This is a genomic window from Kitasatospora sp. NPDC058243 (assembly GCF_042882025.1).
Taxonomy (GTDB): Bacteria; Actinomycetota; Actinomycetes; order Streptomycetales; family Streptomycetaceae; genus Kitasatospora.
Genome location: NZ_JBHVWW010000041.1, coordinates 15,373 through 38,896 on the forward strand (window position 1 = coordinate 15,373; position 23,524 = coordinate 38,896).

Below are 23,524 nucleotides of genomic sequence, written 5' to 3' on the forward strand. Positions count from 1 at the left end.
GGGCAGGGCCGCCCCCGCGACGCCCCCGCGACGACGGACGCCCCCGAATTCAGGCCCCGCCCCACCACCACCGGGCGGAAGCAGGCGCGCGACTCACCAGCCCGCGACGCCGCACCCCACCCAAGCGCCACTGCCTGCCCCACCGCGAAAGACGGTCGCCATGACCCGCCGCACCACCGACCCCACCCAGCCCTCCACCAGGCTGTCCGACCTCAGCACCGGCCCCTGGGTCCTGGACCCGGCCACGTCATCAGTGGAGATCAAGCACAAGTCGATGTGGGGACTGGCCACGATCAGGGCCGCCTTCACCAAGCTCAGCGGCGAAGGCGAGATCAGCCCCGACGGCTCCGCGCACGGCACACTGACCGTCGAGGCCGCGTCGATCCTCAGCAAGCAGGCCAAACTCGACACCCACCTGCGCTCCGCGGACTTCTTCGACGTCGACAGGTATCCGACGTTCACCTTCACCGCCACCCGCGTCGTCGCCGACAGCGCCGGAACCGCCAAGGTCACCGGCAGCCTCACCGTGCTCGGCACCACCCGCCCGCTCACCTTCACCGCCCGCGCCACCGCCGCCGGCCCGCACGAGGTGACCCTCAGCGGCGAGATCACCGTCGACCGCAACGGCTTCGGCATGAACTGGAACAGAGCCGCAATGATCAAGGGCCTCACCACCGTCACCCTCACCACCCGCTTCACCCACCGCTGACCCACCGGTCCCCGCCCCCCGACCCGGCCCCGTACTGGGGCGGGCCCTGGAAGCGGAGCTGACGAGGTTGATCCGCAGGTTCCACGGCACCTCACCGGCCGCGTTGCGTGGACGTACCCGACTTCGTCCTGTGGCTGCGGACGTGCCACAACCCGGCGCGGGACCGGCGCCGACCGGATGCGCCCGTACCGGGATCGCTGAACGCGCCACCGGCAAGCCGTACCTGAGGTCGGGCTACGCCCCGGCCACCGTCAACCACGCGGTGTCGGTGCTGGCGGCGTTCTACGACCACCATCTGCAGACCGGGCTGGGTCCCGTCGTCTCCTCGGTGCCGCCGCAGTCCCGTGAGAACCTCACGTCCGTCGCGACGGGCTCCTGGGCCCGGGCGCCGGTCCAGGAGCGGCGGTCTACCGGGATTCGGCGGGATACGCGGCGGTCGCGCGGATTTCGACGAGGAGTCCCGGGCTGGCGAGGCCGCTGACACCGATGATCGTCCAGGTCGGGTAGGGCGCTTCGACGAGGCGCTGCTTGGCCTCGATGAAGCCGGGCAAGTGCCGGCGGATGTCGATGTGGTAGCTGGTGACGTCGACGAGGGCGGACGGGTCGAGGTTCTCCAGTCGAAGGATCTCTTCGATCTTCCGGATGGCGATCTCGGTCTGCTCTTCGATGGTGTCCGGGATGGTTCCGTCGGCGCGGCGACCGATCGTTCCGGCGATGAACAGGAGGCCGTGCGCGCGGACCGCGGCGGAATAGCCGAAGCTCGCGAAGGCGCTGGTGGTTTGCCCGAAGACCGGGTTGTCCTCGGGGATCGCGACGGTGTGGACGGTCATTGCGGTGCTTCCTTTTCTTTGGTGACGCGGTCGTGTTCTTCGGTGACGCGGCCGTGGAGTCCGTGGAGTCAGTTGCCCCAGCGGGACGAACGGCAGGCGTGCTCCAGCCGGGTCCGGCCGAAGGTCTCGCGTTCACGGAGGAATTCGCCGGGGATCGTGTACCGGGGTGCGTTCTTCGGGTCTTTCGCGGCCTGCGCGACGATCGCGTCGGTGAGTGAGCGGATCATGTCCAGCCGTGGATAGGCGGCGTGCACGGCGTCGGCCTGCTCGTCGGTGACGGCGTCGATGTGGGCGGCGCCGATCGGGCCACCGAAGTCGAGTGCGACGCCCTCGCGGACGAGCACGCACAGCGTGCCACGGCGTTCTGCGATACCCGGGGAGGTGTGGAGGGCGATGGCCTGCCAGACCTGGTCGGCATCGATTGCCGGTACTCCGCGGTCGATGAGGAATGAGGCGGCCCGGTCGGCGCCTTCGACCTCGAACCGTTGGTTGTGCGGGCCGTCCGACGCCACGCCGAGGTCGTGCATCGCGCACGCGGCGAACAACAGGTCGTCCTGGTAGTCGTGGCCGACGACCAGGCCGAGGCGGCCGGCAACCAGCCGGGCGAACAGGTAGCTGCGGACGCTGTGGTTGAAGACGGACGGCGTTTCCACCGGTCGGATGAGGTTCATGACGGCGTCGGCAAGCGGTGTGCCTGGCAGCGTGATCAGGTCGGCGGTCGCCTCGCGGGTAGGTCCGGTCATGTCTTCAGCCTGGCCGTGACCGCCCTGACCTGGCGAGAGGCAAAATTTCCTTACTTCGCTAGAATCTTGCCATGGCAGTGCATCGAGTCGCGGTCCTGGCGCTGGACGGGGTCACCCCCCTCGACCTGGCGATCCCGACGCAGATCTTCACCACCCGGCCGGAAACCCCCTACGAGATGACCCTGTGCGCGCTTCAGCCGAAGGTGGCCACCAGCGCGGGTTTCGCCCTGGTCGCCGACGAGGGCCTGGAGCGGGTGAGCACCGCCGACACCGTGATCGTGCCGGGATTCGACCTGATCCTCCCGTTGCCGGACGCCGTGCTCGAGACACTGGCCGGAGCCCGCGACCGAGGCAAGCGTGTGGTGTCGATCTGCACGGGCGCTTTCGCGCTGGCCGCGGCGGGCGTCCTGGACGGGCTGCACGCCACGACCCACTGGAAGCACATCGACGAGTTCGAGCGGAGCTTCCCGGCCGTCTCGGTCGACCGCGACGTGCTCTACGTCGACGAGGGCGACGTGCTCACCTCGGCCGGGGTGTGCTGCGGCATCGACCTGTGCCTGCATATCGTGCGCCGCGACCTGGGCGCGGAGATGGCCAACCAGATCGCCCGCGGTCTGGTCGCCGCCCCGCACCGAGACGGTGGGCAGGCCCAGTACGTGCCGGCTCCCGTCGCGGTGGCCGGCGAGGCGTCGCTGTCCGGTACCCGTGGATGGGCCCTGCAGCGGCTCGGCGAGCCGCTCTCGCTGCGCGTGCTCGCCCGGCACGCGGGCCTCTCGCAGCGCACCTTCATGCGCCGGTTCACCGAGGAGACGGGCACGACCCCGTTGCAGTGGATGCTCAACGCCCGGCTGGGCAGGGCGCGGGAGCTGCTGGAATCCACGGACCGCTCGGTGGAGCAGGTGGCGCGGGACTGCGGGCTGGGCACGGCGGCCAACCTGCGGCTGCACTTCCGGCGCGCACTGGACACCACCCCCACCGCCTACCGCCGCACCTTCACACGCTCGACGTCGCGCAGTCCGGCCTGTTCACCAGCGGTCACGCCCTCGGCCTGAGAACGGCCACCACGACACTGCGGGGTTTCACAGGCGGGTCGCTGCCGTCCGATGAGAGATTTCGCAGCGCCTGTGAGGCTCCTACGCGAGCCAGGAGGGCTACCGGATCAGGCGATCACGCCTCCGCGGTGATCCGGACTTTGAGCCGGTCGTATTCGGCTACCGCGTCCGGCACGTGATCGAAGCAGTCCTCCCACCTGTCGTTGCTGTACGACGACGTCCTGGACGGCGATGCGCTCCGTCGCCACCGGGCCGCCGCCTGGGAGGTGTTCGGGCCGGGCGCGGCGACCCGGTCGGCCGACGCGCTGCTGATGCTGGCGTTCGAGGTGCTCGCAGGCCCCGACGGCGAAGCCGTCGCCGGCGAGGCGTCGGCTGCCCTGCTGGACACGCTCATCCAGCTCGCGGTGGGCGAGAGCCTGGACGTGCTGTTCGAGGCCGCGCCCCGCGTCGAGCTGTCCGAGTGCCTGGAGATGGTGTCGGGCAAGACGGCGTCGCTGATCTCCTGCGCCTGCCGGCTGGGCGCCCTCCACGGCGGCGGCGGGCCGGCGCAGGTCGAGACCCTGGCCGCGTTCGGACACGACCTGGGCATGGCGTTCCAGCTGGTGGACGACCTGCTGGGGATCTGGGGCGACGAAGCGGTCACGGGCAGACCGGTCTTCGCGGACCTGCGGGCACGCAAGCTCTCGGTGCCGGTGGTCGCCGCGATGGCCTCGGACACCGCGGCGGGCGACGAACCGGCCCGCCGCTACGCGCTGCCGGCCGGCCCTGGCCGGGCCGGGGAGGCGGAGCTGGCCCGGCTGGTGGAGGAGGCCGGCGGCCGGCGCTGGACGGTGGAGCGCGCCGCCGAGCACGCGGACGGGGCCCGACGCCGTCTGCGGAGCCTCGCCGACGGCCCCGGCGCGGTGCCCGGTGCCGTCGCCGACCTCGACGCGCTCTGCGAACTGATCGTCAACCGGTCGTACTGAGCCGGTCGCCCCCGGCGCGGGAGGACCAGGGCGCCGGGGTATCGAGGATGTGCGCACGGCCCTGCCGGTAGAGCGCGGCGTCCACCTCCTTCAGGCGGCGCAGTTCCTGCGGCTCGTACAGGGCGTGGACCACGGCCGGCTCGGCGCCGTGCCCGGCGGCCTCCAGCAGCGCGTTCGCCGCCGCCCTACCGCTCTGGTTCTCACCCTCCATGATGGCCAGGTTCACCGGGCACCGGACGAAGTCCCCGGCCTTGACTTCCTCCCCCGGCTGGAGCCGGGGGATTCCCCTCAGCCTCACGGCTGAGCCGCTGCGCGCGAGCGCTGCGGTCGGGATGTTTCCTGCTTCACCGACGACTGCCCGCCCGGAGTGCTCCGTTGAGGTCTTACACCGTCTCCACAGGCTGTAACCGCCAGTCCGGCGGCCAGGATGTTGCGTGCCGCGTTCACGTCCCGGTCGTGCTGTGCGCCGCAGGCGCATTCCCACTCGCGGACGTTCAGTGGCATCTTCGCGGCGGTCGCGCCGCAGGCCGAGCACAGTTTCGAGCTGGGGAACCACCGGTCGACGGTCACCAGGTCCCGCCCGTACCACCGGGCCTTGTACTCCAGCATGGACCGCATCTCGGCCCAGCCCGCGTCACCGATGGCACGGGCGAGCGTCCGGCTCCTGAGCATGTTCCGGACCGTCAGATCCTCGATCACGACCGTTTGGTTCTCGCGGACGAGCCGAGTGGTGAGCTTGTGCAGGAAGTCCCTGCGGCGGTCGGCGATGCGCGCGTGCACACGGGCGACCCTGAGCCGGGCCTTCTCCCGGTTGGCGCTGCCCTTGACCTTGCGGGACAGCTCCCGCTGAGCCCTGGCCAGGCGTTCCCGGTCCTTGCGCCCGTACCGGGGGTTGGTGATCTTCTCCCCGGTGGACAGCGTCACCAGACTGGTGACACCGACGTCGACACCCACGGCCGGGTTCACGGGTGCGGGCATCAACGGGCGGTCCTCGCACAGCAGGGAGACGAACCAGCGCCCCGCACTGTCCTGCGACACGGTCACCGTGGACGGCGCAGCGCCCTGCGGCAACGGCCTGGACCACACGATGTCCAGCGGCTGGTCCATCTTCGCCAGCGTCAGCCGGCCGTCCCGGAACCGGAACGCGGAGGACGTGTACTCGGCGGACCTGCGGGACTTCTTCCGGGACTTGAACGTCGGGTACTTCGCCCGCTTCTGCCAGAAGTTGGTGAACGCCCCCTGCAAGTGCCGCAGCGCCTGCTGCAACGGAACCGACGACACCTCGGACAGGTAGGACAGCTCCCCGGTCTTCTTCCACCCCGTCAGCATCGCCGACGTGGCGTCGTAGTCGACCCGCTCCTGACGCAGCGTCCACGCCTCCGAACGGGCCTGCAACGCCATGTTGTAGACCTTCCGCACACACCCGAAGGTGCGCGACAGCTCAGCCGCCTGCGCATCCGTCGGATAGAAGCGGTACTTGAACGCCCGCTTCACATGAGTCGTGGTCATGACCCACAACCTGGCGGGGCAAACCGTGCAGCTCGAATCCCGCACGTCACAGCACTGCGGTCCGCCCCGGGGGCGAAACGCAGCCACCTGACCCGCTACGCGGGCAGTCCAATTCCTCCCCCGGCTGAAGCCAGGGGTATCCACGGAGGTCCATGATGAACAGCGGGTCGGCCGGCTACGGCCACGGGTAGCCCACCTGCTCCGGCCGGTAGCCTCCGCAGAGCTCGGCGGTGGCACGGGGATCGCCTGCGGTCAGCTGCGCTTCAAGGTGCTCGGCCTGGTCCGACGGGTCGTCCGCGGAGATCGGCAGGGTCATCAGGAACTGGGCCCAAGGCAGATCCGTCTCGTCCCGGCCAGGGGGATGCCTCAGGACGACGTCGATCCGATCGGGTTCCCCGCGGAAGGCCCAGACCGCCTCCAACTCGCACTCCCACCTGGCGAGCCAGTCCTCGCGTCCCCTCAGCCCCGCCTCCAGCAGCGTCGCGACCACTGCCGCCGGCCACTCCCAGCCGCGGTCCTCCTCGGCTCGCAGGACCTCGGCCTCGTACTGATCCGCGGCGAACCGAAACTCCGGCAGGTCGAAGCCCCGCTCGACCGGGTCGCGCCAGCCCGCCCAGACGACATGCTCCTCGTCGCGCGTGACCGTCACGTACAGAGCGCTGCAGCACCGCTCAAAGCCGCACCCGGATCGAGCGAGCCGAACCTCGTGGGGAGTTCCGGTGGCATGCAACGGCCCGCCCCGGCCCAGGAGATACCGGGGGTCTGATCCCGCGAACGGGGGGCCGCCCGATTCCCTGCTACGCAGGGACAGGTCGGCCAGGAGATCCCGGCCACTGACGAACGGGCGGACCTCCACGCCGCCCTCGCCGGGCGGTGGGCAGACGATGCTCAGACTGAGAAGATCCGGTTCCGTGGCCACCGGCAAAGGATCGCGGAGCCGGCCGCAGCTGTCATGTGAATTTGCGGGGCCTCCGCTCCTGGCAGCCGCCGGTCCCCGCCTGTAGCGTCGCCGCATGACCGACGAGACCACGGCCAGGGCAGGCAGAGAGTTCTACACGTTCGACGGCCGGATCCTGGAGGTCTTCGGCAGCTGTCCGAAGCGGTTCCACATCAAGAACATGGACCTGCGGGTCACGGGCCCCGACCGGAAGGGGAGGCGGACCGTCGAGATCGTCGCCGGTCCGCCCGAAGCCCCGGCGACGCAGCACACATGGCACCACTCGGCCGAGGAATGGCAGCGGGCCCAGGGCCTGGAAGCCCTGCTGGAAGCGGTACGGGCGGGTATCGCGGCGGCCCGGGAGCACGGAGCCTGAGGGTTTTCCGCAACCGTGGTCGAGGACGGCCGCCGCAGGACGACGTCGGCATCGAGTCCTCGGTGGCGCAGTGACACAGGTCAACTGACCGAATGAGGCTGGTCGGATCGAAACCTTGCAGAACGTGTCCGGCCCCGACGGAGACGTCGGGGCCGGACACGTTCTGGGCGGGTCGGGTGGACCAGCTGCTGGAGGGGTGGCCGCTCGGGATCCGGTTGTGGGGTTCTGGGGGTGTTGCGGTTGACCCGCCGACGCCGTGTCTCCTTCCGCCCCGGTCGTGCCCGCTGCGGTCCGGCGGGTGGGGCACTCCAAGGAGTGCCCCACGCCGTGCCGCCCGTCAGCCGGCGTGGAGGGCGAGGGTCGGGGAGAGTCGGGAGGCCCGGACGGCCGGGTAGAGGCCTGCGACCGTGCCGATGAGCAGGGTGGCGGCGAAGCCTCCGGTGACGGCCCACAAGGGGATTACCCAGGGCAGGCCGCCCGCGGCGGCGAAGGCGTAGGTGGCGGCCGCGCCCAGGGCCACGCCGGCCAGCCCGCCCAGTCCGGAGAGCAGGAGGGACTCCGTCACGAACTGGAGGCGGATCTGGCCCCTGGTGGCGCCCAGGGAGCGGCGCAGTCCGATCTCGTGGCGTCTCTCCAGCACTGAGATGATCATCGTGTTGGCGACTCCGACGCCGCCGACCAGGAGCGCCACCCCGCCCAGCCCGAGCAGGAGGTCGGTGAACGCCCCCTCGGTGGCGGCCTTGGCCTGGAGCGCCGAGGAGGGGTCGGTGACCTGCACGTTGTGCGGGTTCTGCGGGTCGACGGTGCGGGGGATCAGCGCGCGGACCGCGCTGACCGTCTGGTCCGTCGACCGTTCGTAGATCTGGGTCGGGTGGCCGTCGAAGCCCAGCAGCGTGCCGGCGCCGTCCCAGCCGATCAGGGCGGCCCGTTCGATCTCGGGGGCCAGCGGCAGCGGGTCGAGGATGCCGATGACGGTGAAGTACCGGTCGCCGATGTGGACCTGCTGGCCGGGGGCGGTGATGCCCAGGCGCTGGGCCGCGACGTGTCCGAGCACCGTCGACGGGTAGCGTCCGTTGGCCTCGTTGAGCCAGGTGCCCGAGCCGACCGCGCCGCGCACGACGTCCAGGAGTCCCTCGGTGGCGGCCTTCACGGTGATGCCGCCGGTCTCGCCGTCGGGGATCTTCTCACTGCGTCTGACGGACTGCGCCAGGTCCCCGGTCGCGCCGACCTGCTCGACCCCGGGGACGCGGCCCAGCATGCCGGTCGACTCCTCGGGCAGCTTCACCTTCTCGCCGAACAGCCCCTGGCCAGGGGAGGCCACCAGCATATTGGTGCCCAACTGGTCGAGTTGCCGCAGGAGTTGGGCCTTGCTGGAGGAGGAGATGCCGACCACCGCGATCATGGTGGCGATGCCGATGGCGATGCCCAGCGCGGACAGCACCACCCGCAGCGGCCGGGTGCGCAGGCCGGCCGAGCCGACGTGGAGGACGTCGCGGGGGCCGAGCCGGGCCGGGGCCAGCCGGGTGCGGCTCACCGCTGCCCACCCCGATCGGCCGGGGCGGCGGCGCCGGTACGCAGATCCGCCACGACGCGGCCGTCGCGGATGCGGACCTGGCGTGGCAGGCTGTCGGCGATCTCGCCGTCGTGGGTGATCACCGCGATGGTGGCGCCCTGGGCGTTGAGGTCGTACAGCAGCTCCATCACCGCTTCGCTCGACGCGGAGTCCAGCGCGCCGGTCGGCTCGTCGGCCAGCAGCAGGTCCGGTTCGCCGACCACCGCCCGGGCGATGGCCACCCGCTGGCGCTGGCCGCCCGACAGCTCGTGCGGACGGTGGCGCATGCGGTCCGCGAGCCCGACCCGCTCCAGGGCCAGGGCCGCGCGCCTGCGGCGCTGGGCGCGCGGCAGGCCCGAGTAGAGCAGGCCCTCAGCGACGTTGTCCCGGGCGCTGACCCCGGCCACCAGGTGGAAGGACTGGAAGACGAAGCCGATGTGCCGGGCGCGCAGGGCGGACAGCCTGCGGTCGGAGAGGGCGGCGACGTCGTGGCCCGCCAGGGTGACGGATCCGGCGCTGGGCCGGTCCAGGGTGCCGACGATGTGCAGCAGGGTGGACTTGCCCGACCCCGAGGGGCCGACGATGGCGAGCAGTTCGCCGCGTCCGATGCGCAGGTCCACCCCGTGCAGCGCCGTGACCCCGCCCGGATACTCCTTGGTGACCTGGTTCAACTCGACCACCGTGCTCATGACTTGGGCACCCCGACCTTCATTCCCTCGGTCAGGTCGGTCCCGCTGACCTCGACCCGGCCCTGTCCGAACATGCCGAGCTCGACCGGGACTTCGCGCACCTTCCCGTTCTCCACGATCTGGATGCCGAAGCCGCCGCCGGACAGCGCGAGCAGTGCGTTGACCGGTACGGTCAGCACGTCCTCGTGGACCTCGCCTTCGAGCTCGACGGTGACGGGCGCCTGGTCGAAGCCCTCCGCCTGCCCCGGGTCGTCGAAGACCACCCGGGCGGTGATCTTGGCGGGCTTGTCCGGGGAGCCCTGCTCCTTGCCGTCCTCACCGATGGTGCGGTCGACGGAGGCGACCTTGCCCTTGGCCTTGCCGCCGCCGGGCAGGGCGACCTCGACCCGGGTGCCGGGCTTGGCGAGGTCGGCCCGGGAGACCTCGATCTTGATCTGCACCTGCCGTTCGGAGCCGGTGGCGGTGAGGACCGGCTTGCCGGGAGCGGCCTGGTCGCCGACGGCCGCGTCGTTCTTCTTGATCCGCACCGCCGCGGGCGAGAAGGCGATCTGGTCGGGGCCGATCTCGCCGCTCCGGGCCAGGCCGTGGGCCTTCTGCCAGCGCTTGACCGCATCCGCCGTACCGGCGGTGAACTTCTCGTCCGCGGCCAGCCCCTTGCCGTAGCCCAGGTCGCGGAGGTTCTCCTTCAGCTGCCTGACGTCCGGCCCCTCGTCTCCGGCCTTCAGCGTCCGGTACATCGGGCGCTCGCCGACCATGAGCCGGACCTTCCGGCCGTCGACCTCGTAGAGGACCCCGTCGCGTTTCACCACCGCGCCGGCCTCCGGGAGCCAGGTGAGGGTGCCCGGCACACCGGCGTTGATCCGGCGCTCCTCCGCGTAGCCGAGGACCCCGTCCACTCGGGTCCGGCTGCTCAGGTCCTGCCGCTCCACCGAGCCCGTGCTCGGCGGCAGCCCGTCCGTGCGTGCCACGCCGGCGTTGCCGCTGCCTCCGGCCTGCGAGAGGGCCGTGACCCCGCCCGCGAGCGTGACCGAGGTGGCCAGCACGGCGATCAGGTACGTTCGGCGGCTGCGCCCGCGCTCACTGCGCATTCTGACCACTGCACGCCTTGTTCGCCTGGTCGAACCTGTCCTTCTCGGCGCCCTCCGGGATCTTCATCGCCGATCCCGACATCGCCGAGTCGCCGTCGAACTTCGGGTCCGGCATGTCCACACCGTTACCGCGCATGCACCGGGCGAATGCGAGGGCCTTGTCCTTGTCGGCCTGGGACATCTTCGCGCCACCCGAGCCACCGGCTCCCCCGCAGGCCTTGAGGGCTTCCGCCATCTTGTCCTGGCCGCCCTCCAGGACCATGGCCCGCGGGTCCTGGCCCGGCTCGGGCTCCTTCACCTGGGCGCCGTGTTCGCGCAGGCACTTACGGTGCTCGTAGGCCTGGTCCGCCGCCGCGCCCTGGCCCGACGAGTCCGAGCCGCCGCCCCCGCCGGAGCCCGTGCCGCCTCCGCCACAGGCCGTGGCGAACAGCGCGAGCCCTGCCACCAACGCGGCCGCCGCGCCGTACCTGTGGTTCCGCATGTGGTTCCGCATGGAATTCCTCCGTGTCCGATGACGAGCGGCCGATGACGAGCGGCCGATGACGAGCGGCCGACCGCTCCGGCCGCTCCGACCACGCAGAGGCTGGCACGCACCCGCATTTCGCCGCTGTCAGCCGAGACCTTTACGGCGACGAAAGGTGGCTTTCAGGTACACCTGGTGTCATGCGTGTACTGATCGTGGAGGACGAGGAATTCCTGGCGGACATGATCGCCGAGGGATTGCGGCGCGACGCCCTGGCCGTCGACGTCGTGTACAACGGCGCCGACGCGCTGGAGCGGCTGAGGCTCACCGACTACGCCGTGCTCGTGCTCGACCGCGACCTGCCCGGGGCGCACGGCGACGAGGTGTGCCGGAGCGTCGTCGAGCAGCGACTGCTGACCCGGGTGCTGATGCTCACCGCCTCCGGTACCGTCCGCGACCGCGTCGACGGCCTGGACCTGGGCGCGGACGACTACCTCACCAAGCCGTTCGCCTACGAGGAGCTGCTGGCCCGGGTCCTGGCGCTCGGCCGCCGCACCCACCCCGCCCTTCCGCCGGTCATCGAACGTGCGGGCATCACCCTCGACACCGCCCGCCGCCAGGCCTTCCGGGAGGGCCGCTACCTCGCCCTGTCCCGCAAGGAATTCGGCGTACTGGAGGTGCTGATGCAGGCCGAGGGCGCCGTGGTCTGCGGTGATGACCTGATCGAGCAGGTGTGGGAGCAGAACATGGGATACCGCACCAACGCGGTTCGGGTCGTCCTCAGCAAACTCCGCGCCAAGCTCGGCGAGCCCTCGGTCATCGACACCGTGCCCGGCCACGGCTACCGCATCGGCGTCCCGGCGTGAGGCGCTTCGCCCCGGCCGGCCTGAACCGCCCTCCGCTGCCCGGCAGACCAAGCCCGCAGCTGCCGGGCGGGGAACGGGGCCGGCTGACCATGCTCTACGGCGGGCTGCTCGTCCTCGCCGGGGCCATGCTCATCTTCCTGGTCAACTTCCTGGTCCGGGAGAACCTGTACACCTCGATCAGCACGGCCGTCGCCGTCGAACCGCGACTGGCCGCACTGGGGACCCCGGCCCCCTCCGCGGCGCAAACCCTCACGGTGGGAACCGCCGCACCCGCAAACGCTCTACCCGGAACCACCCCCGCCGACGGCGGACAGTCCCACTTCCAGGCCGTCAAGGTCGTCACCCAGGCCGCCGAGCAGGCGGCCCAGAACCAGCTGCTGACCGTCTCCCTGATCGCGCTGGCCGCCTTCGCCGTCATCTCGGTGGCACTGGCCTGGTGGATGTCGGGGCGGGTGCTGCGCCCGGTGGCGGTGATCACCAACACAGCGCGGCGGCTCTCGGGTGAGAACCTGCACGAGCGGATCGCCCTCGACGCACCCCCGGGCGAGCTCAAACAGCTCGCCGACACCTTCGACGCCATGCTCGACCGCATGGAACAACTGGTGGGTGCGCAGCAGCGGTTCGCGGCCAACGCCGCGCACGAACTGCGGACTCCGCTCGCGGTGCAGCGGGCCGCCGCCGAAATCGGGCTGGCCACCGCGGACCCGGCCGCCGTCGCCCGGGTCCGCCGCAAACTGATCGAGGTCTCCGAGAGCAGCGAACGGCTCATCGAGGGACTGCTGTTGCTGTCCGTCTCCGACCAGAGGCTGGACCGGCGCGAACCGGTCGCACTGGACCAGCTGGCCCGCGCGGTGGCCGCCGAGTGCGCCGCCGCGCAGGAGCCCCGGGAGAACCGCGTCACCGTCCGGACCGACACCGTCCCCGTGTCCGTCGAGGGTGATCCGGTGCTGCTGGCACACCTGGTACGCAACCTGGTCGGCAACGCCCTGCGCTACAACCACGACGGCGGCCGGGTCGAGGTCGGCGTGCACGACGGTGTCCTGGAGGTCGCCAACACCGGCCCCCAGGTGCCGCCGGAGACGGTCCCCTACCTCTTCGAGCCCTTCCGCCGCCTCCGGGAGCGCCGGCACAGCCCGGGTGAGGGCGCGGGCCTGGGCCTGTCCATCGTCGCCTCCATCGCCCGCGCCCACCACGCTGCCATCACCGCCGTCCCCGGCGGCACGGGCGGACTGCGGGTCCGGGTCGAGTTCCCCACGGCCTGATCCGGCTGCCCGAAGGCCCGGGCGCACGGCCGTCCCGTGCAGTGCCTTCCGGAGGACGACGGGGAAGGTCAACCGACAGAATTCGCTGACCTGTGAGCATGCCTGGTCGCTGACGTGATCGTTCCCGCTGCTCTGGAGATCTCTCCCTCGACCTCCCACCACCAACACCCTGAAGCGCCGAGGTCAGTACCAGCGCGGCGGGGGCGAGGGTGAAGCCCGGGGTGTCCCCCAGGCGGGCTTCCCAGGGCTGGTCCCGGGTACCGGAGATGGCAGCTCGGAGTCTGCGCTGGACATGGGGTCTGGCCTCAGGTCCTGTCCGTGCGGTCTCCGTGGGGCCGGCGGTCGCCCTCGTGGGGACTCTCGTCTCACGTCAGCTCGTGGTAAATCGTGATCTTGATCGGTTCCGCCAGGAGGTCTTCCACCGCGGCGGCGAGGTGCTGGGAGTGCGCGCTCCGGAAGTGGCGCTGGAGGTCCTCGGTGTGTCGCCACCGCTCGATGGCGATGAATTCCCCTGGGGTTTCGATGCTCTGCTGGATGGAGTAGTGCAGGCTTCCCTCCTCGTTCCGCGTGGGTTCGACGACCGACTGAAGCAGTTGTGCGAGCTCTGCCTCCTTGCCCGCCTTGGCGACGACCTGTCCCACGACCGTTACCTCACTCATCGGCTCCGCCTCTCTCGTTGTCGCGTCGGGGTGTTGTTCCGCTCGGATGGGCGCTCCCCGCCCTTCCTGCCGGATCGGCTCCTCCGGTGCTCACTGTCGCCGTCCGGTCGCGGGGGTGTGTCCATGGGCGGCGCCGATGGGGAGTGCGGGGAAGACCATGGACGGGTCGTCGAACAGGGAGAAGAGCCGGCCGTCGGCGGTGTCGAGCAGTCCGTGATCCTGGAACGACGGTGCGAGGCGGGCGAGCGAGAGCGCGTAGAAGCCGCGCTTTCCACCGGGGACGAAGGGGTGCCGCCGCTGGTGGGTGATGCCCTCCAGGCCGTGAGCGGCGAGGATCACCGGGAGGGTGCTGCCGAGCTCGGGGTGTGCTCCGGCGAGTGTCATCAGCTGGTGCACAGCGGTCGCGAACTCCAGGAAGGCTGTGGCCGCTTTCCTGTCCGGGGTCTGTGCGGCGGCAATGGCGAGTGCCTCGGCACTGGTGTCGATCGCCTCGGCGAAGAGCCGCCCGTGTGGTGCCAGCGAGGGAATCAGCCGGGCCAGGACGGATTCGGGGTCCGGCAGGTGCTCCAGTACGGATCTGGCGTGGATCAGATCCCAGGAACCGGGTGGCAGAGCGTCTGCGGTGATGTCGTGTTCGATCACTTCGACCCCGGGATGGGTGATAGTGCTCAGGAATCGTGGATCGGTGTCGGTTGCCACCACTCTTCCGGTCTCTCCGGCGATCGATGCCAGGAGACGGGCGATACTGCCGGCTCCCGCGCCGACTTCGAGGCATGACCACCCGGGTGCCGGGTTCACCCGGGTGAGGATCTCCTCGGTTCCGGGGTCGTAGACCTGCTCGATCGTGCGCAGGCGGTCGAATTCGAGATCCGCTCGGGCGGCTGAATCCAGAACGTAAGGAGTGGGTTGCGGGCGATTCGGATCGGTCATGGTCTGCCTCTCTGTTCTCTCCGGGCCAGGTGAGTGGCGCTGGGCCGCCGGCGCGAGCGCGCGCCGCCTCGGATCCGGCCCCCGCCGGTCATCCGGCTTGCAAGCCGAGTGAGCGAAGGTGGCCGGTCACATCACCTGAGGTCTCAGTGGCCAGCGAGATGTATCCGTCCGGCCGCACGAGGAACAGGCCGTGGGGTGCGTACGCAACGGCGGCGAACCCCGCGGCGTCCGAGACGTCGTGGCCGACACGCACCACACGGACCACCGCGGGGTCCCGGGCGCCGGCGGGCCGGATGGGCGGGCTTCCGAAGGAGAGCAGCGTGAAGTGGGGGCCGCGGAAGAGGTCGAAGAGACGTACAGGGGCTCCGTCGCGCCCGGTACACGGAGCGTCCGGTGCGCGGTCGCCCGCGTGGAGGGCTTCCTCGGCTAGGGCGGGGCGCATCTCCGTGTTGGGTGGGATGCCCCGGTATCCGAGCGCCAGGTGGTGCGTGCTGCGGTCACGATGCGCGGCCAGTTCTCTGACCCGGTCCGACCCTTGGTGGATGCGGGTGCTCACGCCCAGTACCTCCGCCGCGGCCGGCCGACGCTCCGCCTCGTAGGAGTCCAGGAGCGAGGGTGCCGCTTGGCCGGTTGCCGCGAGCGCCAGTTTCCAGCCCAGGTTGTAGGCGTCCTGGATGCTCGCGTTGATGCCCTGGCCGCCCGCCGGGGAATGAACATGCGCGGAGTCACCGGCCAGGAATACCCGGCCGACCCGGAAGTGCTCCGCCAGTGCCGCTCGGGCCCGGAAGACCGATGACCACCGCACCTTCCGTACCCGCAGGCCCGTGCGGGCGGCCACCAGCTCGCGGACCCGCTCCGGGGCGGGGTCGGGGGTTCCCTCCGCGAACCGCGCGATGACCTGGAAGTAGTCTGTTCTGGCGACGGGACAGATCGCGGTCATGATGCCGGCCGCGTTGCCCCAGGTGTGCCAGTGCTCGCGGTCCAGTGCGGGGATATCGGCATCGGCCACGAGCAGGGGCCGGGTATCCACTTCTTCGCGGTCGAACCGTACGCCCAGGATTTTCCGTACGGTGCTGCCGCCCCCGTCCGCCCCGACCAGGTAGTCGGCCGTGATCTCCCGCGTCTGTCCGTCGGCCCGGACGACCTGGGCCCGCACCCCGGCCTCGTCCTGGGAGAATCCGTCGAGCCGCGATCCGAACTCGACACGGTGGCCCAGCTGCAGCAGTCGCTCGCGGAGCAGTTCCTGGGTACGCGACTGAGGAAGCATCAGGGGTTCGGCGTAGGGCGTGGACCCGGTGGGATCACCACGGGAGATGACGTCCCACTCCTTGACGATTCTTCCCTCCTCCCAGGCCACCATCGGCGGCAGCGGCGCTCCCTCCGCCTGTACGGAGTCGATGATTCCGAGGTCGTCGAAGACCTCGAGGGTGCGCGGCTGGAGACCCTTGCCCCGTGATCCCGGAAAGGGGCCTGTGCCGGCATCGATGATCCGGAAGTCGACGCGCCGGCGGGCCAGTTCCACCGCCAGGACCAGTCCGGCAGGTCCTCCTCCGGCAATCAGAACGGATGTGTGGTGGCGGGTACTGTCCATGGCATGTCCCCTCTTCAGTGGTTCAGGCCGCCAGGTGCCGGCCTGCCGCGGTGGGATCGAATGTGAGGATGAGTGATTCGGGGCCGCGGGAGTAGAAGCCGGTCTCCTCGTAGGAGGCGTCCTGGGGAAAGCCGATGTTCTCCATGAGGTCGAGCAGCATGGTCACGACCGTCTCCAGTTCCCTGCGCGCGAATGCCGCCCCGACGCACGAGTGCATGCCGGCGCCGAACCCGAAGTGGGTCGCAGCGGCGGTGAAGGACCGTTCGGGACCGAGGTCGGTGCGCTGGAGGTCGAAGGTGTCGGGCTGCTCGAAGGCACGAGGATCGCGGTTGGCCGCGGCGAGCATGCACCAGACCATGGTCTCGGCCGGTATGGCGACACCGGAGATCTCGACGCTCTCCGCTGTCCTGCGGGGGATCAGCTGTACGGGCGGTGAGTAGCGGAGAGTCTCCGCGATGGCGGCGGTCACCAGCCCGGGATCGCTGCGGACCAGGGCCATCTGATCGGGGCGGGTGATCAGATGCCGGAACAGCAGGGCCAGTGTCTTGTCCGCCGGTTCGGTCGCGGCGAGGAGTACGTTGTGGCACAGAGCCGTGACCTCGTGCAGGCTCATCCGTCCGCTCTCGTACTCCGTGTGACACATCAGCGAGATCACATCCTGGCCGGGGTTCTCGCGCCGTTCCTCGATGAAGGGCCGCAGGTAGTCCTCCAGACGGCGGGCACACTGGACGCAGTACCGGTGACGCTCCTCGGTCAGGGTGACGCTCGTCACGAACTCGGCCACGCCCTGGAACCAGGAGTGCACATTGCGCCAGTCGTCTTTGGGCAGTCCGAGACTGTCCAGCGCGACCCAGATGGCCAGCGGCTGTCCGAAGTCCTTCACCAGGTCGAACCGGCCGCGCCGCAGATGGGGGCGGATGAGCTCCTCCACGTTGCGGCGGATGAGCGGGATCTGGTTCTCCAGCATCGGTCCGGTGTATCCGCGGATCATCGTTCGGTGCTTTGCGGTGTGTTCGGCGCCGGTCATCTGCGCCAGGACGCGACCGCGCATGACCGGCTCGGCGCGCTCTCGCAGCGCCTGGGTGGTGAAGATCTGGTCCTCGGTCAGAACCCGGCGGACATCTTCATGCCGGCTCAGGAAGTAAGCACCGATGCCGGGTTCGTAGTGGACGGGGTCGTTCTCTCGCAGCTGGGGGTACCAGGCGTACGGGTCCCGGGCGAACTCGTCGGACAGGACGCTGATGATGCGGGCAGTCGAATGCATGGTGTTCCCCTCTCACCGGGTTGGCCGTCACCAGGCCACGGGCAGACAGGCCGGACGGATGAACGTCAGATCGCTTCTCCAGGGAATCTCGTGTTCTTCCACGGCCAGGCGCAGGTGTGGGAAGCGTTCGAACAGAGCGGGGCAGACGATGGTGAGAACCAGCCGGTCGAGGTCGCCGTCCGTGACGGGTCCAAGGCTCGTGCGGAAGTCCGCTGGACGGACGACCGGACGATGGATGTCGAATTTCGCCGGGGTGGGGTAGTGCTCCTCGTCCCAGGCCGCGCCGAGGGGCGAGCCGCACAGCGTGTCTCCGGCCTTGATCAGGGTGCCGTGCAGTTCCAGGTCTCTGAGCGCGACATGGGCGGGGCCGAGTACCGTGCCCGGGTGGTAGCGGCGCAGTTCCCCGGCTGCGGCCCGCCACAGCACCGGATCGCGCAGGCACTCCCGTAACGGTTTGGGGTGGAGCAGGAGAGTGAACGGGCCGGTCAGCAATGCCGAGAAGAGTGACCTCGCGCACCGGACGGGCAAGCCTGTCACCACGGTGTGCGGCGGTTCGGTGTCGGCCTCCCGCTGTTCGTGGGCTTTGACGGGCGCACCGGCCGCATCACCGCGGACGGGGCCGTCCCGGAGGTTGTCTGTGAGCGGGTGCAGGTCCGGATTCCTGATAGCCGAATTTCCTGGGGGATCTTCCTGGATCAGAAGGTTCCGCAATTCCTGGGGATCGAATGACAACCCGAAGACCTCGCGGCACACGGCGGCTGTCAGCGGCGCCGCCAGTTGTTCCAGGACATCGGCCGGGTTGTTCCCGGTTTCCATGGCGTCCAGGACGAGACCGGTCTGTTTCACGATCGCCGCCCGGTGGGATTCCACCGCCCGCGTCGCGCAATTCCCGGCGCTCGGCTGCCCGGCCCGCGAGCGTGCTGCCCCGCTGATCCAGGCCGGAGAGGGAAGTGCTCCAGCGGCATCGCTCAGCCGCACGAGGTCCGGGTCGGTGAATATTCGCAGGATGTCGTCCCGCCGGGAGATCATCCACAGCCGGGATCCATCCGGAAGCTCGACCGGGCAGACCGGCCGCCGTCGGCGTGCCCAGTGGATCACGGGCGGAGGTGTGCCCAAGGGGCCCAGCGTGAAGGGAAACCTCAACGGTACTTCCGGTGTTACCGCCGGCATCGGGAGCTGCCTGAGCTGCCTCATTTCGAACCGTCCGGCAGTACGGGCTCGGCCACGACGAACCCCTGCTGTGCAGCCGACCGCAGCCCTGTCGCCGGGCCGGCGAGCACGGCTGTGGCGAGCTCGATCCGCCGGTGGTAGACGAACACCGAAGAAGGCACGTCGAAGATCGACGGGCTGTCCACGATCAGCGGCAACTCGGCGATCGGATAACTGACGCAGGCGTCGACCTGCTCCTCGCCGGGCTCCGTATCCACGATGGACCGGACCGCTCCCCGGGCAACCGCCCGGCAGGCCGCCCTGAGGGCGGCATCGGCTTGGTACGCCGTCCTGGCCTGCTCGCGCAACGTCGTGTACTCGGGTCGGCTCATCAGCTGGGTCCAGGTGTGCACGTGCTGTTCCGGCGCGGACACGCCGGCACGTGACAAGGCCAGCACCGCGGGATTTCTGAGCTGGTTCACGGCCCGCCGTACACGGCCCACCGCCTCCAGTGGCCTGACGCCAGCGGCGGTGAGGGTGTGTGCCGCCTCGAACCCGGGAACCAGGACGTCGACCCTCTTGAACTGTCCGGCCGCCCATTGGACCAGTGCCTCCACCCGGCGTGGTGTGTAGTAGCCGTTGAACGGACTCAGGCCCACGAGGCAGTGGTCGGAGGCATCGGCGATCCGGCGGCAGTTCTCGCTCTGCGGGCGAATCAGGAAATCCATGGTCACCACCGGTCGCCTGCAGCTGTGTGCCACGTTCTCATGCCAATACCTTTCCCGGTCGCCAGGTCTGAAAGTCCGCCATGAAGTGGGTGGCCCAAGGACGGCCGTCGCGCCAGAATGCACATCGAATGACCTGCCCGAACGGCTCAGTTCATTTCGAGAGGGAATTTGTCTTCTCGTCACGACTGCCGTCCGGGCGGCATACATGCAATTCGACGGTCGAGTCGTGCGCGTCACTCGCGATCACTCCGCAGTGCGCCGACGCCTCCTCGCCGTGCTGCCACACACTACGGGATGTCATGACGATGCGATAGGCCTTATTGCCATATTGGTTCGGCCTGGGAAGCCGCCTTCGACGGGCGGTGAAAATCGTTATTGTGTTCGTCAATAGGAGAATATTTCGAATGCGCCCGCCCGTCGCTCCGCAACCCGTGACGACTCGCCGTTGATCACAGATGTCCGGCACGAGCCGCACGCGTCTTCTCCGGTGCTCAGCCTGGGCGGTCGGAAGGACGATCTCGCGTTCGGGGTGACCGCCGGCGACATTGCCCTGGCGGACCGCGCGCCCGCCGTGGCCCCTGGGATCGCAGTGGCCCCGGCCCGGGCCGCGAGTCCGCTCGCCGTGCACGTGATCCTGGACTCCTGGTGCCCGCTCACCGGCTGGGCACGGTCACTGCGTTGCAAGCGAATGCCGAGATCTTCTGACGGTCGAGGGCCACCAGGTCGTCCCACAGGGCGGCCAGGCGTGGCAGGTCGGCGGCCGCGTCGCGCAGCCGCCCGTACATCTGCGCCTGGGCGGCGGCCTCGCGGGCGCGGCGGTCGCACTCGGCCGCCAGGGCCTGGGCCTGGGCCGGGGTCTTCACGTCGCTCCGGGACCGGGGTGTCTCCACCAGCGGCACGGTAGCGCCGGCACGTCGGCGGGCCAAGCCGGATGCCGCGGCGCCCGTGCCCTGACCCCGTAGCGCGCACGCGCGCGACGAGGCCGGGCCGCCGCCGACTCCTACATCGGCGCCTGTGGGCTACCCCAGTCATAGGTGGTGATCTGGTAGGCCACCAGGTCGGGGCGAACCGACGCGAGCCGGGAGGCGACGTCGCCGCTGGACATCGCCACCGGCCCGACCGCTGCGCCGCCGCCGTCGGCGGCGATGGAGGTGAGCTCGATACCGGTGGACTTGAGCGCGGCGGCCAGCGGCTGGGCCTGCCCGACGGCGATGGAGTCACCCATCCACAGGATCCTTGAGGGCTTCTTCAGCCCTTCGGTGCCGGGCGACGACGGCTGCCGCTCCGCGCCGGCCTCGGCCTTCGCCGGCCCCGGGCCACTCCCGTCCTCGGCCGGGGAGCTTCCGCAGGAGGTCAGGGCGAGGACGGCCGCGCAGAGGACGCCACCCCGGCGCAGGCCCCGGTTAACGGAAGGGGTGTCGTGGTCATGGGACGTTCGGTGTTCGTAGGTCATGCGGAAGAAGCTAGGAGGCCTCTTTTCACGCCGTTTGACCGTTGTGTCACCGCGGTTCGACGACCTCATGAGCATCACGTAACCGACGTCCCTGAGCTCACAGCCTCACCCCGCTGGAGTTCGGAATCACCCATCCCGAGGTGCGTGTGCCGTCAACTCCTGCCCGGGGCGGCGAGGCCGGTGTCGGTCGGGAGCGGTGGCTTCCGGCCGGCACCGGCCTCGTGAGGGGCCAGGAGATCTACCAGCGGCGGGGCGGCGCTGACGGGTCGAGCTTGGCGGCGAGCGCGGAGAGGAAGGTCGGGAGCTTGTCGACCATGGCCTTGGGGACCGGGGTGGTCTGGATGCCGCCCCGCCGCACGTCCTCGACGACGAGCGTGTAGGTGCCGTTCTCCTCGACGAGTTCGGCGGCGTAGAGCAGTGTTTCCGTTGAGGTTTCCATCAGGGACCTAGGCTTGGGTGTCGTTGAGCCAGGCGGTCCACGCCGCGGTGGCCTGCTGTTCATCGGTGTCCTCGGCGAACAGGTGGTGGCCGAGCCAGATCGGCACGTTCCAGGTGCTGCCGTTGAAGAACCGGTAGAGCGCGTCCGGGCCGCGCAGACCGACGAAGTCGGTGCTGAGCCAGTCCACGACCACCTCCTCCGAGCCCCTGTCCGCACCGGGGAGGTGGAGCGGCACCCGGTCGCCGACGGCCGCGTCGTCGGCGAGGCCGAGGCGGCGGCGCAGCGCGGCGAAGTCGGCCGGGTCGGCGGTGGGTTCGGGGCGCTGGGCCCTGAGGTAGACGGCGGGGCGGCCGGCGAAGTGGCGCAGGTACTCGGCGAGGCCGTGCTGGTAGAAGTCGACGTGCTTCTCGGCAACGTCCGACTTGGCGTCCCACCTCCAGGCCTCGTCGACGATGCCCGTGTGCACCCAGTGGATCCCCATCCGCAGGTGGCTCGATCCGCCGTCGGCGGGCTCGATGCGGTAGCTGAGCGTGTTGGAGAAGCCGCCGTCCTGGGTCGCCCGGACGGCGAAGTGCCGCGGCGGCTCCCAGGCCACGACGGTGGAGTCGCCCCGGGTGGCCTTTCCGCCGACGCGCGGCTCGACCTCCATCGGGTACAGCCAGCCCAGGTTGCCTGCGCCGGTGGCGACGGCGGCCCAGACCTGCTCGGGCGTGGCTGGCAGGTCCTGTTCCCGGCGGACCTCGAATTCTCGGGCCATGGTCGGTGCTCCTTCGTCTTCGTTCGTGGGTCAGTGGGTCAGTGGGTGAGCGGGAGGGCGCTCAGCCGCCGTTGCAGCGGGTTGGGCCGCCAATCGAGCACAGCCCCGTCGGCCAGCCGCAGCTCGGGCAGTCGGCGGACCAAGGTGCCGATCGCCACCTCCGTCTGGAGCTTGGCCAGCGGGCCGCCGAGGCAGAAGTGCGGCCCGTGGCCGAAGCTCAGGTGCCGGTTTCCGGGGCGGGTCAGGTCGAGCCGGTCGGGGTCCTCGAAGCGCTCGGGATCGCGGTTGGTCGCGCCGAGGAACAGGTACGCCAGCTCGCCCTCGCGCAGTAGTTGCCCGCCGATCTCCAGGTCCTCCGCGACGACCCGGACGATCGCCTGGGTCACCGTGTCGTAGCGGGCCAGCTCCTCGACGGCGCCGCGGATCAGCCCCGGATCCGCGCGCAGCCGGGCCAGCTGGTCGGGGTGGCGTAGCAGGGCCAGCACGCCGTTGCCGATCAGGTGGGTGGTGGTCTCGTCGCCTGCGGTGATCAGGACGAAGCAGGTGGACAGCAGTTCGGAGTCGGTGAGCCGGTCGTCCTGCGCCTGGGTGGCGACCAGGGCGCTGATCAGGTCGTCGCCCGGTTCACGCCGGCGCCGCCGGATGAGCCCGGACAGGTACTCCTCGTACTGCCCGATCGCCTCCTCGGACTTGTCGATGTCCTCGCCCAGCCGCCCGAAGCGGTGGAACCAGCTCTTGACCTGGGGCCGGTCCCCGTCCGGAATGCCGAAGAGCTCGCAGACGGCGGACATCGGCAGTGGGGAGGCGACCGCTTCGATCAGGTCCATGGTCGGCCCGGCCGCGACCGCCTCGTCGATGAGCCGGTCGACGATCCGCTGGACGCCGTCGCGCAGGGCTTCGACGCGCCGGGCGGTGAAGGCGCGGTTGGCCAGCTTGCGCAGCCGGGCGTGGTCCGGCGGGTCGGTGTTGGTCATCACCCGGCCGAGCCGGTCGGAGAGCCGGCTGAGGGCCTTCAGATCGCCGCCCAGGCCGCCGTAAGCACGGGTCATCCGGTCCCGGTCGTTGGACAGCCGCAGGTCGCCGAGCGCCGTCTCGACGTCGGCGTACCGGGTGAGGTACCAGATGCCCTGGGCGCTGCGGTGGACCGGGCTCTCGCGCCGCATGCGGGCGTAGAACGGGTACGGGTCCCGCCGGGCCTCGGGGGTGAGCAGGTCGGCGGCGAGGTCGTGGGGCGGGGCGAGGCCCGCCGTGCGGCGGGCCTCGTCCGTGGTGTCGGTCAGGTTCACTGCGGGCCGCGCTACCGCTGGGCTTCCATGGCGTCGGCGAGGCTCCTGGGCCGCATGTCGGTCCAGGACTTCTCGACGTACTCCAGGCAGGCGGCGTTGGTGTCGGGGCCGTGGACGACGGTCCAGCCGGCCGGGACGTCCGCGAACTGCGGCCAGAGCGAGTGCTGGTTCTCGTCGTTGACGAGCACGAGGAAAGTGCCGTCCTGGTCGTCGAAGGGGTTGGTCAT

Annotated in this window: 27 protein-coding genes; 6 read left to right on the forward strand and 21 right to left on the reverse strand. The window is 70.3% G+C overall.

Features of this window, described 5'->3' with window-relative positions; genetic code table 11:
* Window positions 1–160: 160 nt before the first annotated feature.
* Entirely contained in the window at window positions 161–709 is a 549-nt protein-coding gene (locus ACFVX9_RS24760) for a YceI family protein (protein WP_387983509.1), read from the forward strand.
* 407 nt (window positions 710–1,116) lie between these two features.
* Here ACFVX9_RS24760 and ACFVX9_RS24765 read toward each other — a convergent pair whose 3' ends face one another.
* Together ACFVX9_RS24765 and ACFVX9_RS24770 are read right to left on the reverse strand one after the other, a co-directional pair.
* A complete protein-coding gene (locus ACFVX9_RS24765; protein ID WP_387983511.1) occupies window positions 1,117–1,539 on the reverse strand; it encodes a Rid family hydrolase in 423 nt (140 codons plus the stop codon).
* Window positions 1,540–1,607: 68 nt separating this feature from the next.
* The gene (locus ACFVX9_RS24770) at window positions 1,608–2,282 is read right to left on the reverse strand and encodes an HD domain-containing protein (protein WP_380373455.1); all 675 of its coding nucleotides are present in this window, start codon (window positions 2,280–2,282) and stop codon (window positions 1,608–1,610) included.
* Window positions 2,283–2,353: 71 nt separating this feature from the next.
* On the opposite strand from ACFVX9_RS24770, the gene ACFVX9_RS24775 reads away from it, so the two are divergent.
* Window positions 2,354–3,334: a GlxA family transcriptional regulator gene (locus tag ACFVX9_RS24775; RefSeq protein ID WP_380486572.1), complete on the forward strand. Its 981-nt coding sequence runs from the start codon at window positions 2,354–2,356 to the stop codon at window positions 3,332–3,334.
* A gap of 203 nt (window positions 3,335–3,537) precedes the next feature.
* On the forward strand, window positions 3,538–4,299 hold the full coding sequence (locus ACFVX9_RS24780; RefSeq protein WP_380373450.1) for a polyprenyl synthetase family protein: 762 nt from the start codon (window positions 3,538–3,540) through the stop codon (window positions 4,297–4,299).
* Here ACFVX9_RS24780 and ACFVX9_RS24785 read toward each other — a convergent pair.
* From ACFVX9_RS24785 to ACFVX9_RS24795, 3 genes are all read right to left on the reverse strand, one after another.
* Window positions 4,283–4,510, reverse strand: a complete 228-nt coding sequence (locus ACFVX9_RS24785; RefSeq protein ID WP_387983515.1) for a hypothetical protein — start codon at window positions 4,508–4,510, stop codon at window positions 4,283–4,285. The genes ACFVX9_RS24780 and ACFVX9_RS24785 overlap by 17 nt on opposite strands.
* Window positions 4,511–4,593: 83 nt before the next feature.
* A complete protein-coding gene (locus ACFVX9_RS24790) occupies window positions 4,594–5,808 on the reverse strand; it encodes an RNA-guided endonuclease InsQ/TnpB family protein (RefSeq protein WP_387983517.1) in 1,215 nt (404 codons plus the stop codon).
* A 175-nt stretch (window positions 5,809–5,983) separates the two neighbouring features.
* A complete protein-coding gene (locus ACFVX9_RS24795) occupies window positions 5,984–6,457 on the reverse strand; it encodes a hypothetical protein (protein WP_387983519.1) in 474 nt (157 codons plus the stop codon).
* Window positions 6,458–6,821: 364 nt separating this feature from the next.
* Between ACFVX9_RS24795 and ACFVX9_RS24800 the strand changes: the two genes are divergently transcribed.
* Window positions 6,822–7,121 (forward strand): hypothetical protein, encoded by a 300-nt coding sequence (locus ACFVX9_RS24800; protein WP_380486566.1) that lies wholly within the window; start codon window positions 6,822–6,824, stop codon window positions 7,119–7,121.
* A gap of 337 nt (window positions 7,122–7,458) precedes the next feature.
* Here the strand turns inward: ACFVX9_RS24800 and ACFVX9_RS24805 are convergent, their stop codons facing one another.
* Genes ACFVX9_RS24805 through ACFVX9_RS24820 form a run of 4 tightly spaced genes read right to left on the reverse strand, consistent with a single transcriptional unit; the run spans window position 7,459 to window position 10,931 of the window.
* Window positions 7,459–8,655, reverse strand: a complete 1,197-nt coding sequence (locus tag ACFVX9_RS24805; RefSeq protein ID WP_387983520.1) for an ABC transporter permease — start codon at window positions 8,653–8,655, stop codon at window positions 7,459–7,461.
* Window positions 8,652–9,362: an ABC transporter ATP-binding protein gene (locus tag ACFVX9_RS24810; RefSeq protein ID WP_387983522.1), complete on the reverse strand. Its 711-nt coding sequence runs from the start codon at window positions 9,360–9,362 to the stop codon at window positions 8,652–8,654. Before ACFVX9_RS24810 ends, ACFVX9_RS24805 begins: the two co-directional genes overlap by 4 nt.
* Complete coding sequence (locus tag ACFVX9_RS24815; protein ID WP_387983524.1) at window positions 9,359–10,450, reverse strand: efflux RND transporter periplasmic adaptor subunit; 1,092 nt, start codon at window positions 10,448–10,450, stop codon at window positions 9,359–9,361. Before ACFVX9_RS24815 ends, ACFVX9_RS24810 begins: the two co-directional genes overlap by 4 nt.
* Window positions 10,440–10,931, reverse strand: a complete 492-nt coding sequence (locus ACFVX9_RS24820) for a hypothetical protein (RefSeq protein ID WP_387983525.1) — start codon at window positions 10,929–10,931, stop codon at window positions 10,440–10,442. The genes ACFVX9_RS24815 and ACFVX9_RS24820 overlap by 11 nt, the downstream gene beginning before the upstream one ends.
* Window positions 10,932–11,113: 182 nt before the next feature.
* Here ACFVX9_RS24820 and ACFVX9_RS24825 point away from each other — a divergent pair, with 182 nt between their 5' ends.
* Both ACFVX9_RS24825 and ACFVX9_RS24830 read left to right on the forward strand, forming a co-directional pair.
* On the forward strand, window positions 11,114–11,779 hold the full coding sequence (locus tag ACFVX9_RS24825; RefSeq protein WP_063351822.1) for a response regulator transcription factor: 666 nt from the start codon (window positions 11,114–11,116) through the stop codon (window positions 11,777–11,779).
* 89 nt (window positions 11,780–11,868) lie between these two features.
* Complete coding sequence (locus tag ACFVX9_RS24830; protein WP_387983553.1) at window positions 11,869–13,041, forward strand: sensor histidine kinase; 1,173 nt, start codon at window positions 11,869–11,871, stop codon at window positions 13,039–13,041.
* Between the two features lie 365 nt (window positions 13,042–13,406).
* Here ACFVX9_RS24830 and ACFVX9_RS24835 read toward each other — a convergent pair whose 3' ends face one another.
* From ACFVX9_RS24835 to ACFVX9_RS24890, 12 genes are all read right to left on the reverse strand, one after another.
* The gene (locus ACFVX9_RS24835; RefSeq protein WP_380486560.1) at window positions 13,407–13,700 is read right to left on the reverse strand and encodes a putative quinol monooxygenase; all 294 of its coding nucleotides are present in this window, start codon (window positions 13,698–13,700) and stop codon (window positions 13,407–13,409) included.
* A 90-nt stretch (window positions 13,701–13,790) separates the two neighbouring features.
* Entirely contained in the window at window positions 13,791–14,630 is an 840-nt protein-coding gene (locus tag ACFVX9_RS24840; protein WP_380486557.1) for a class I SAM-dependent methyltransferase, read from the reverse strand.
* 88 nt (window positions 14,631–14,718) lie between these two features.
* Window positions 14,719–16,221, reverse strand: coding sequence for an FAD-dependent monooxygenase (locus ACFVX9_RS24845; protein ID WP_387983528.1), 1,503 nt, complete (start codon window positions 16,219–16,221; stop codon window positions 14,719–14,721).
* A 22-nt stretch (window positions 16,222–16,243) separates the two neighbouring features.
* The gene (locus ACFVX9_RS24850) at window positions 16,244–17,485 is read right to left on the reverse strand and encodes a cytochrome P450, cyclodipeptide synthase-associated (protein WP_380373418.1); all 1,242 of its coding nucleotides are present in this window, start codon (window positions 17,483–17,485) and stop codon (window positions 16,244–16,246) included.
* A 27-nt stretch (window positions 17,486–17,512) separates the two neighbouring features.
* Window positions 17,513–18,583 carry a cytochrome P450 gene (locus ACFVX9_RS24855; RefSeq protein WP_380373416.1) on the reverse strand — a complete coding sequence of 357 codons (1,071 nt, stop codon included), beginning with the start codon at window positions 18,581–18,583 and terminating at the stop codon, window positions 17,513–17,515.
* A 92-nt stretch (window positions 18,584–18,675) separates the two neighbouring features.
* Complete coding sequence (locus tag ACFVX9_RS24860) at window positions 18,676–19,362, reverse strand: tRNA-dependent cyclodipeptide synthase (protein ID WP_380486550.1); 687 nt, start codon at window positions 19,360–19,362, stop codon at window positions 18,676–18,678.
* A gap of 653 nt (window positions 19,363–20,015) precedes the next feature.
* On the reverse strand, window positions 20,016–20,252 hold the full coding sequence (locus ACFVX9_RS24865; protein ID WP_380373413.1) for a hypothetical protein: 237 nt from the start codon (window positions 20,250–20,252) through the stop codon (window positions 20,016–20,018).
* 110 nt (window positions 20,253–20,362) lie between these two features.
* Window positions 20,363–20,815 carry a hypothetical protein gene (locus ACFVX9_RS24870; protein ID WP_380373410.1) on the reverse strand — a complete coding sequence of 151 codons (453 nt, stop codon included), beginning with the start codon at window positions 20,813–20,815 and terminating at the stop codon, window positions 20,363–20,365.
* 238 nt (window positions 20,816–21,053) lie between these two features.
* Window positions 21,054–21,254 (reverse strand): hypothetical protein, encoded by a 201-nt coding sequence (locus ACFVX9_RS24875; protein ID WP_387983532.1) that lies wholly within the window; start codon window positions 21,252–21,254, stop codon window positions 21,054–21,056.
* Window positions 21,255–21,261: 7 nt separating this feature from the next.
* A complete protein-coding gene (locus tag ACFVX9_RS24880) occupies window positions 21,262–22,011 on the reverse strand; it encodes an SRPBCC family protein (protein WP_387983534.1) in 750 nt (249 codons plus the stop codon).
* A 38-nt stretch (window positions 22,012–22,049) separates the two neighbouring features.
* A complete protein-coding gene (locus tag ACFVX9_RS24885) occupies window positions 22,050–23,297 on the reverse strand; it encodes a cytochrome P450 (RefSeq protein ID WP_387983536.1) in 1,248 nt (415 codons plus the stop codon).
* A gap of 11 nt (window positions 23,298–23,308) precedes the next feature.
* On the reverse strand, window positions 23,309–23,524 hold the full coding sequence (locus ACFVX9_RS24890; RefSeq protein WP_380373401.1) for an MbtH family protein: 216 nt from the start codon (window positions 23,522–23,524) through the stop codon (window positions 23,309–23,311).

What these genes read in the sequence shown, in the direction of transcription:
- ACFVX9_RS24760 (WP_387983509.1), top strand. Translation starts at nt 161, where the DNA reads ATGACCCGCCGCACCACCGACCCCACCCAGCCCTCCACCAGGCTGTCC.
- ACFVX9_RS24765 (WP_387983511.1), bottom strand. Translation starts at nt 1,539, where the DNA reads ATGACCGTCCACACCGTCGCGATCCCCGAGGACAACCCGGTCTTCGGG.
- ACFVX9_RS24770 (WP_380373455.1), bottom strand. Translation starts at nt 2,282, where the DNA reads ATGACCGGACCTACCCGCGAGGCGACCGCCGACCTGATCACGCTGCCA.
- ACFVX9_RS24775 (WP_380486572.1), top strand. Translation starts at nt 2,354, where the DNA reads ATGGCAGTGCATCGAGTCGCGGTCCTGGCGCTGGACGGGGTCACCCCC.
- ACFVX9_RS24785 (WP_387983515.1), bottom strand. Translation starts at nt 4,510, where the DNA reads ATGGAGGGTGAGAACCAGAGCGGTAGGGCGGCGGCGAACGCGCTGCTG.
- ACFVX9_RS24790 (WP_387983517.1), bottom strand. Translation starts at nt 5,808, where the DNA reads ATGACCACGACTCATGTGAAGCGGGCGTTCAAGTACCGCTTCTATCCG.
- ACFVX9_RS24800 (WP_380486566.1), top strand. Translation starts at nt 6,822, where the DNA reads ATGACCGACGAGACCACGGCCAGGGCAGGCAGAGAGTTCTACACGTTC.
- ACFVX9_RS24810 (WP_387983522.1), bottom strand. Translation starts at nt 9,362, where the DNA reads ATGAGCACGGTGGTCGAGTTGAACCAGGTCACCAAGGAGTATCCGGGC.
- ACFVX9_RS24815 (WP_387983524.1), bottom strand. Translation starts at nt 10,450, where the DNA reads ATGCGCAGTGAGCGCGGGCGCAGCCGCCGAACGTACCTGATCGCCGTG.
- ACFVX9_RS24820 (WP_387983525.1), bottom strand. Translation starts at nt 10,931, where the DNA reads ATGCGGAACCACAGGTACGGCGCGGCGGCCGCGTTGGTGGCAGGGCTC.
- ACFVX9_RS24825 (WP_063351822.1), top strand. Translation starts at nt 11,114, where the DNA reads ATGCGTGTACTGATCGTGGAGGACGAGGAATTCCTGGCGGACATGATC.
- ACFVX9_RS24830 (WP_387983553.1), top strand. Translation starts at nt 11,869, where the DNA reads ATGCTCTACGGCGGGCTGCTCGTCCTCGCCGGGGCCATGCTCATCTTC.
- ACFVX9_RS24835 (WP_380486560.1), bottom strand. Translation starts at nt 13,700, where the DNA reads ATGAGTGAGGTAACGGTCGTGGGACAGGTCGTCGCCAAGGCGGGCAAG.
- ACFVX9_RS24840 (WP_380486557.1), bottom strand. Translation starts at nt 14,630, where the DNA reads ATGACCGATCCGAATCGCCCGCAACCCACTCCTTACGTTCTGGATTCA.
- ACFVX9_RS24845 (WP_387983528.1), bottom strand. Translation starts at nt 16,221, where the DNA reads ATGGACAGTACCCGCCACCACACATCCGTTCTGATTGCCGGAGGAGGA.
- ACFVX9_RS24850 (WP_380373418.1), bottom strand. Translation starts at nt 17,485, where the DNA reads ATGCATTCGACTGCCCGCATCATCAGCGTCCTGTCCGACGAGTTCGCC.
- ACFVX9_RS24860 (WP_380486550.1), bottom strand. Translation starts at nt 19,362, where the DNA reads ATGGATTTCCTGATTCGCCCGCAGAGCGAGAACTGCCGCCGGATCGCC.
- ACFVX9_RS24870 (WP_380373410.1), bottom strand. Translation starts at nt 20,815, where the DNA reads ATGACCTACGAACACCGAACGTCCCATGACCACGACACCCCTTCCGTT.
- ACFVX9_RS24875 (WP_387983532.1), bottom strand. Translation starts at nt 21,254, where the DNA reads ATGGAAACCTCAACGGAAACACTGCTCTACGCCGCCGAACTCGTCGAG.
- ACFVX9_RS24880 (WP_387983534.1), bottom strand. Translation starts at nt 22,011, where the DNA reads ATGGCCCGAGAATTCGAGGTCCGCCGGGAACAGGACCTGCCAGCCACG.
- ACFVX9_RS24890 (WP_380373401.1), bottom strand. Translation starts at nt 23,524, where the DNA reads ATGACCAACCCCTTCGACGACCAGGACGGCACTTTCCTCGTGCTCGTC.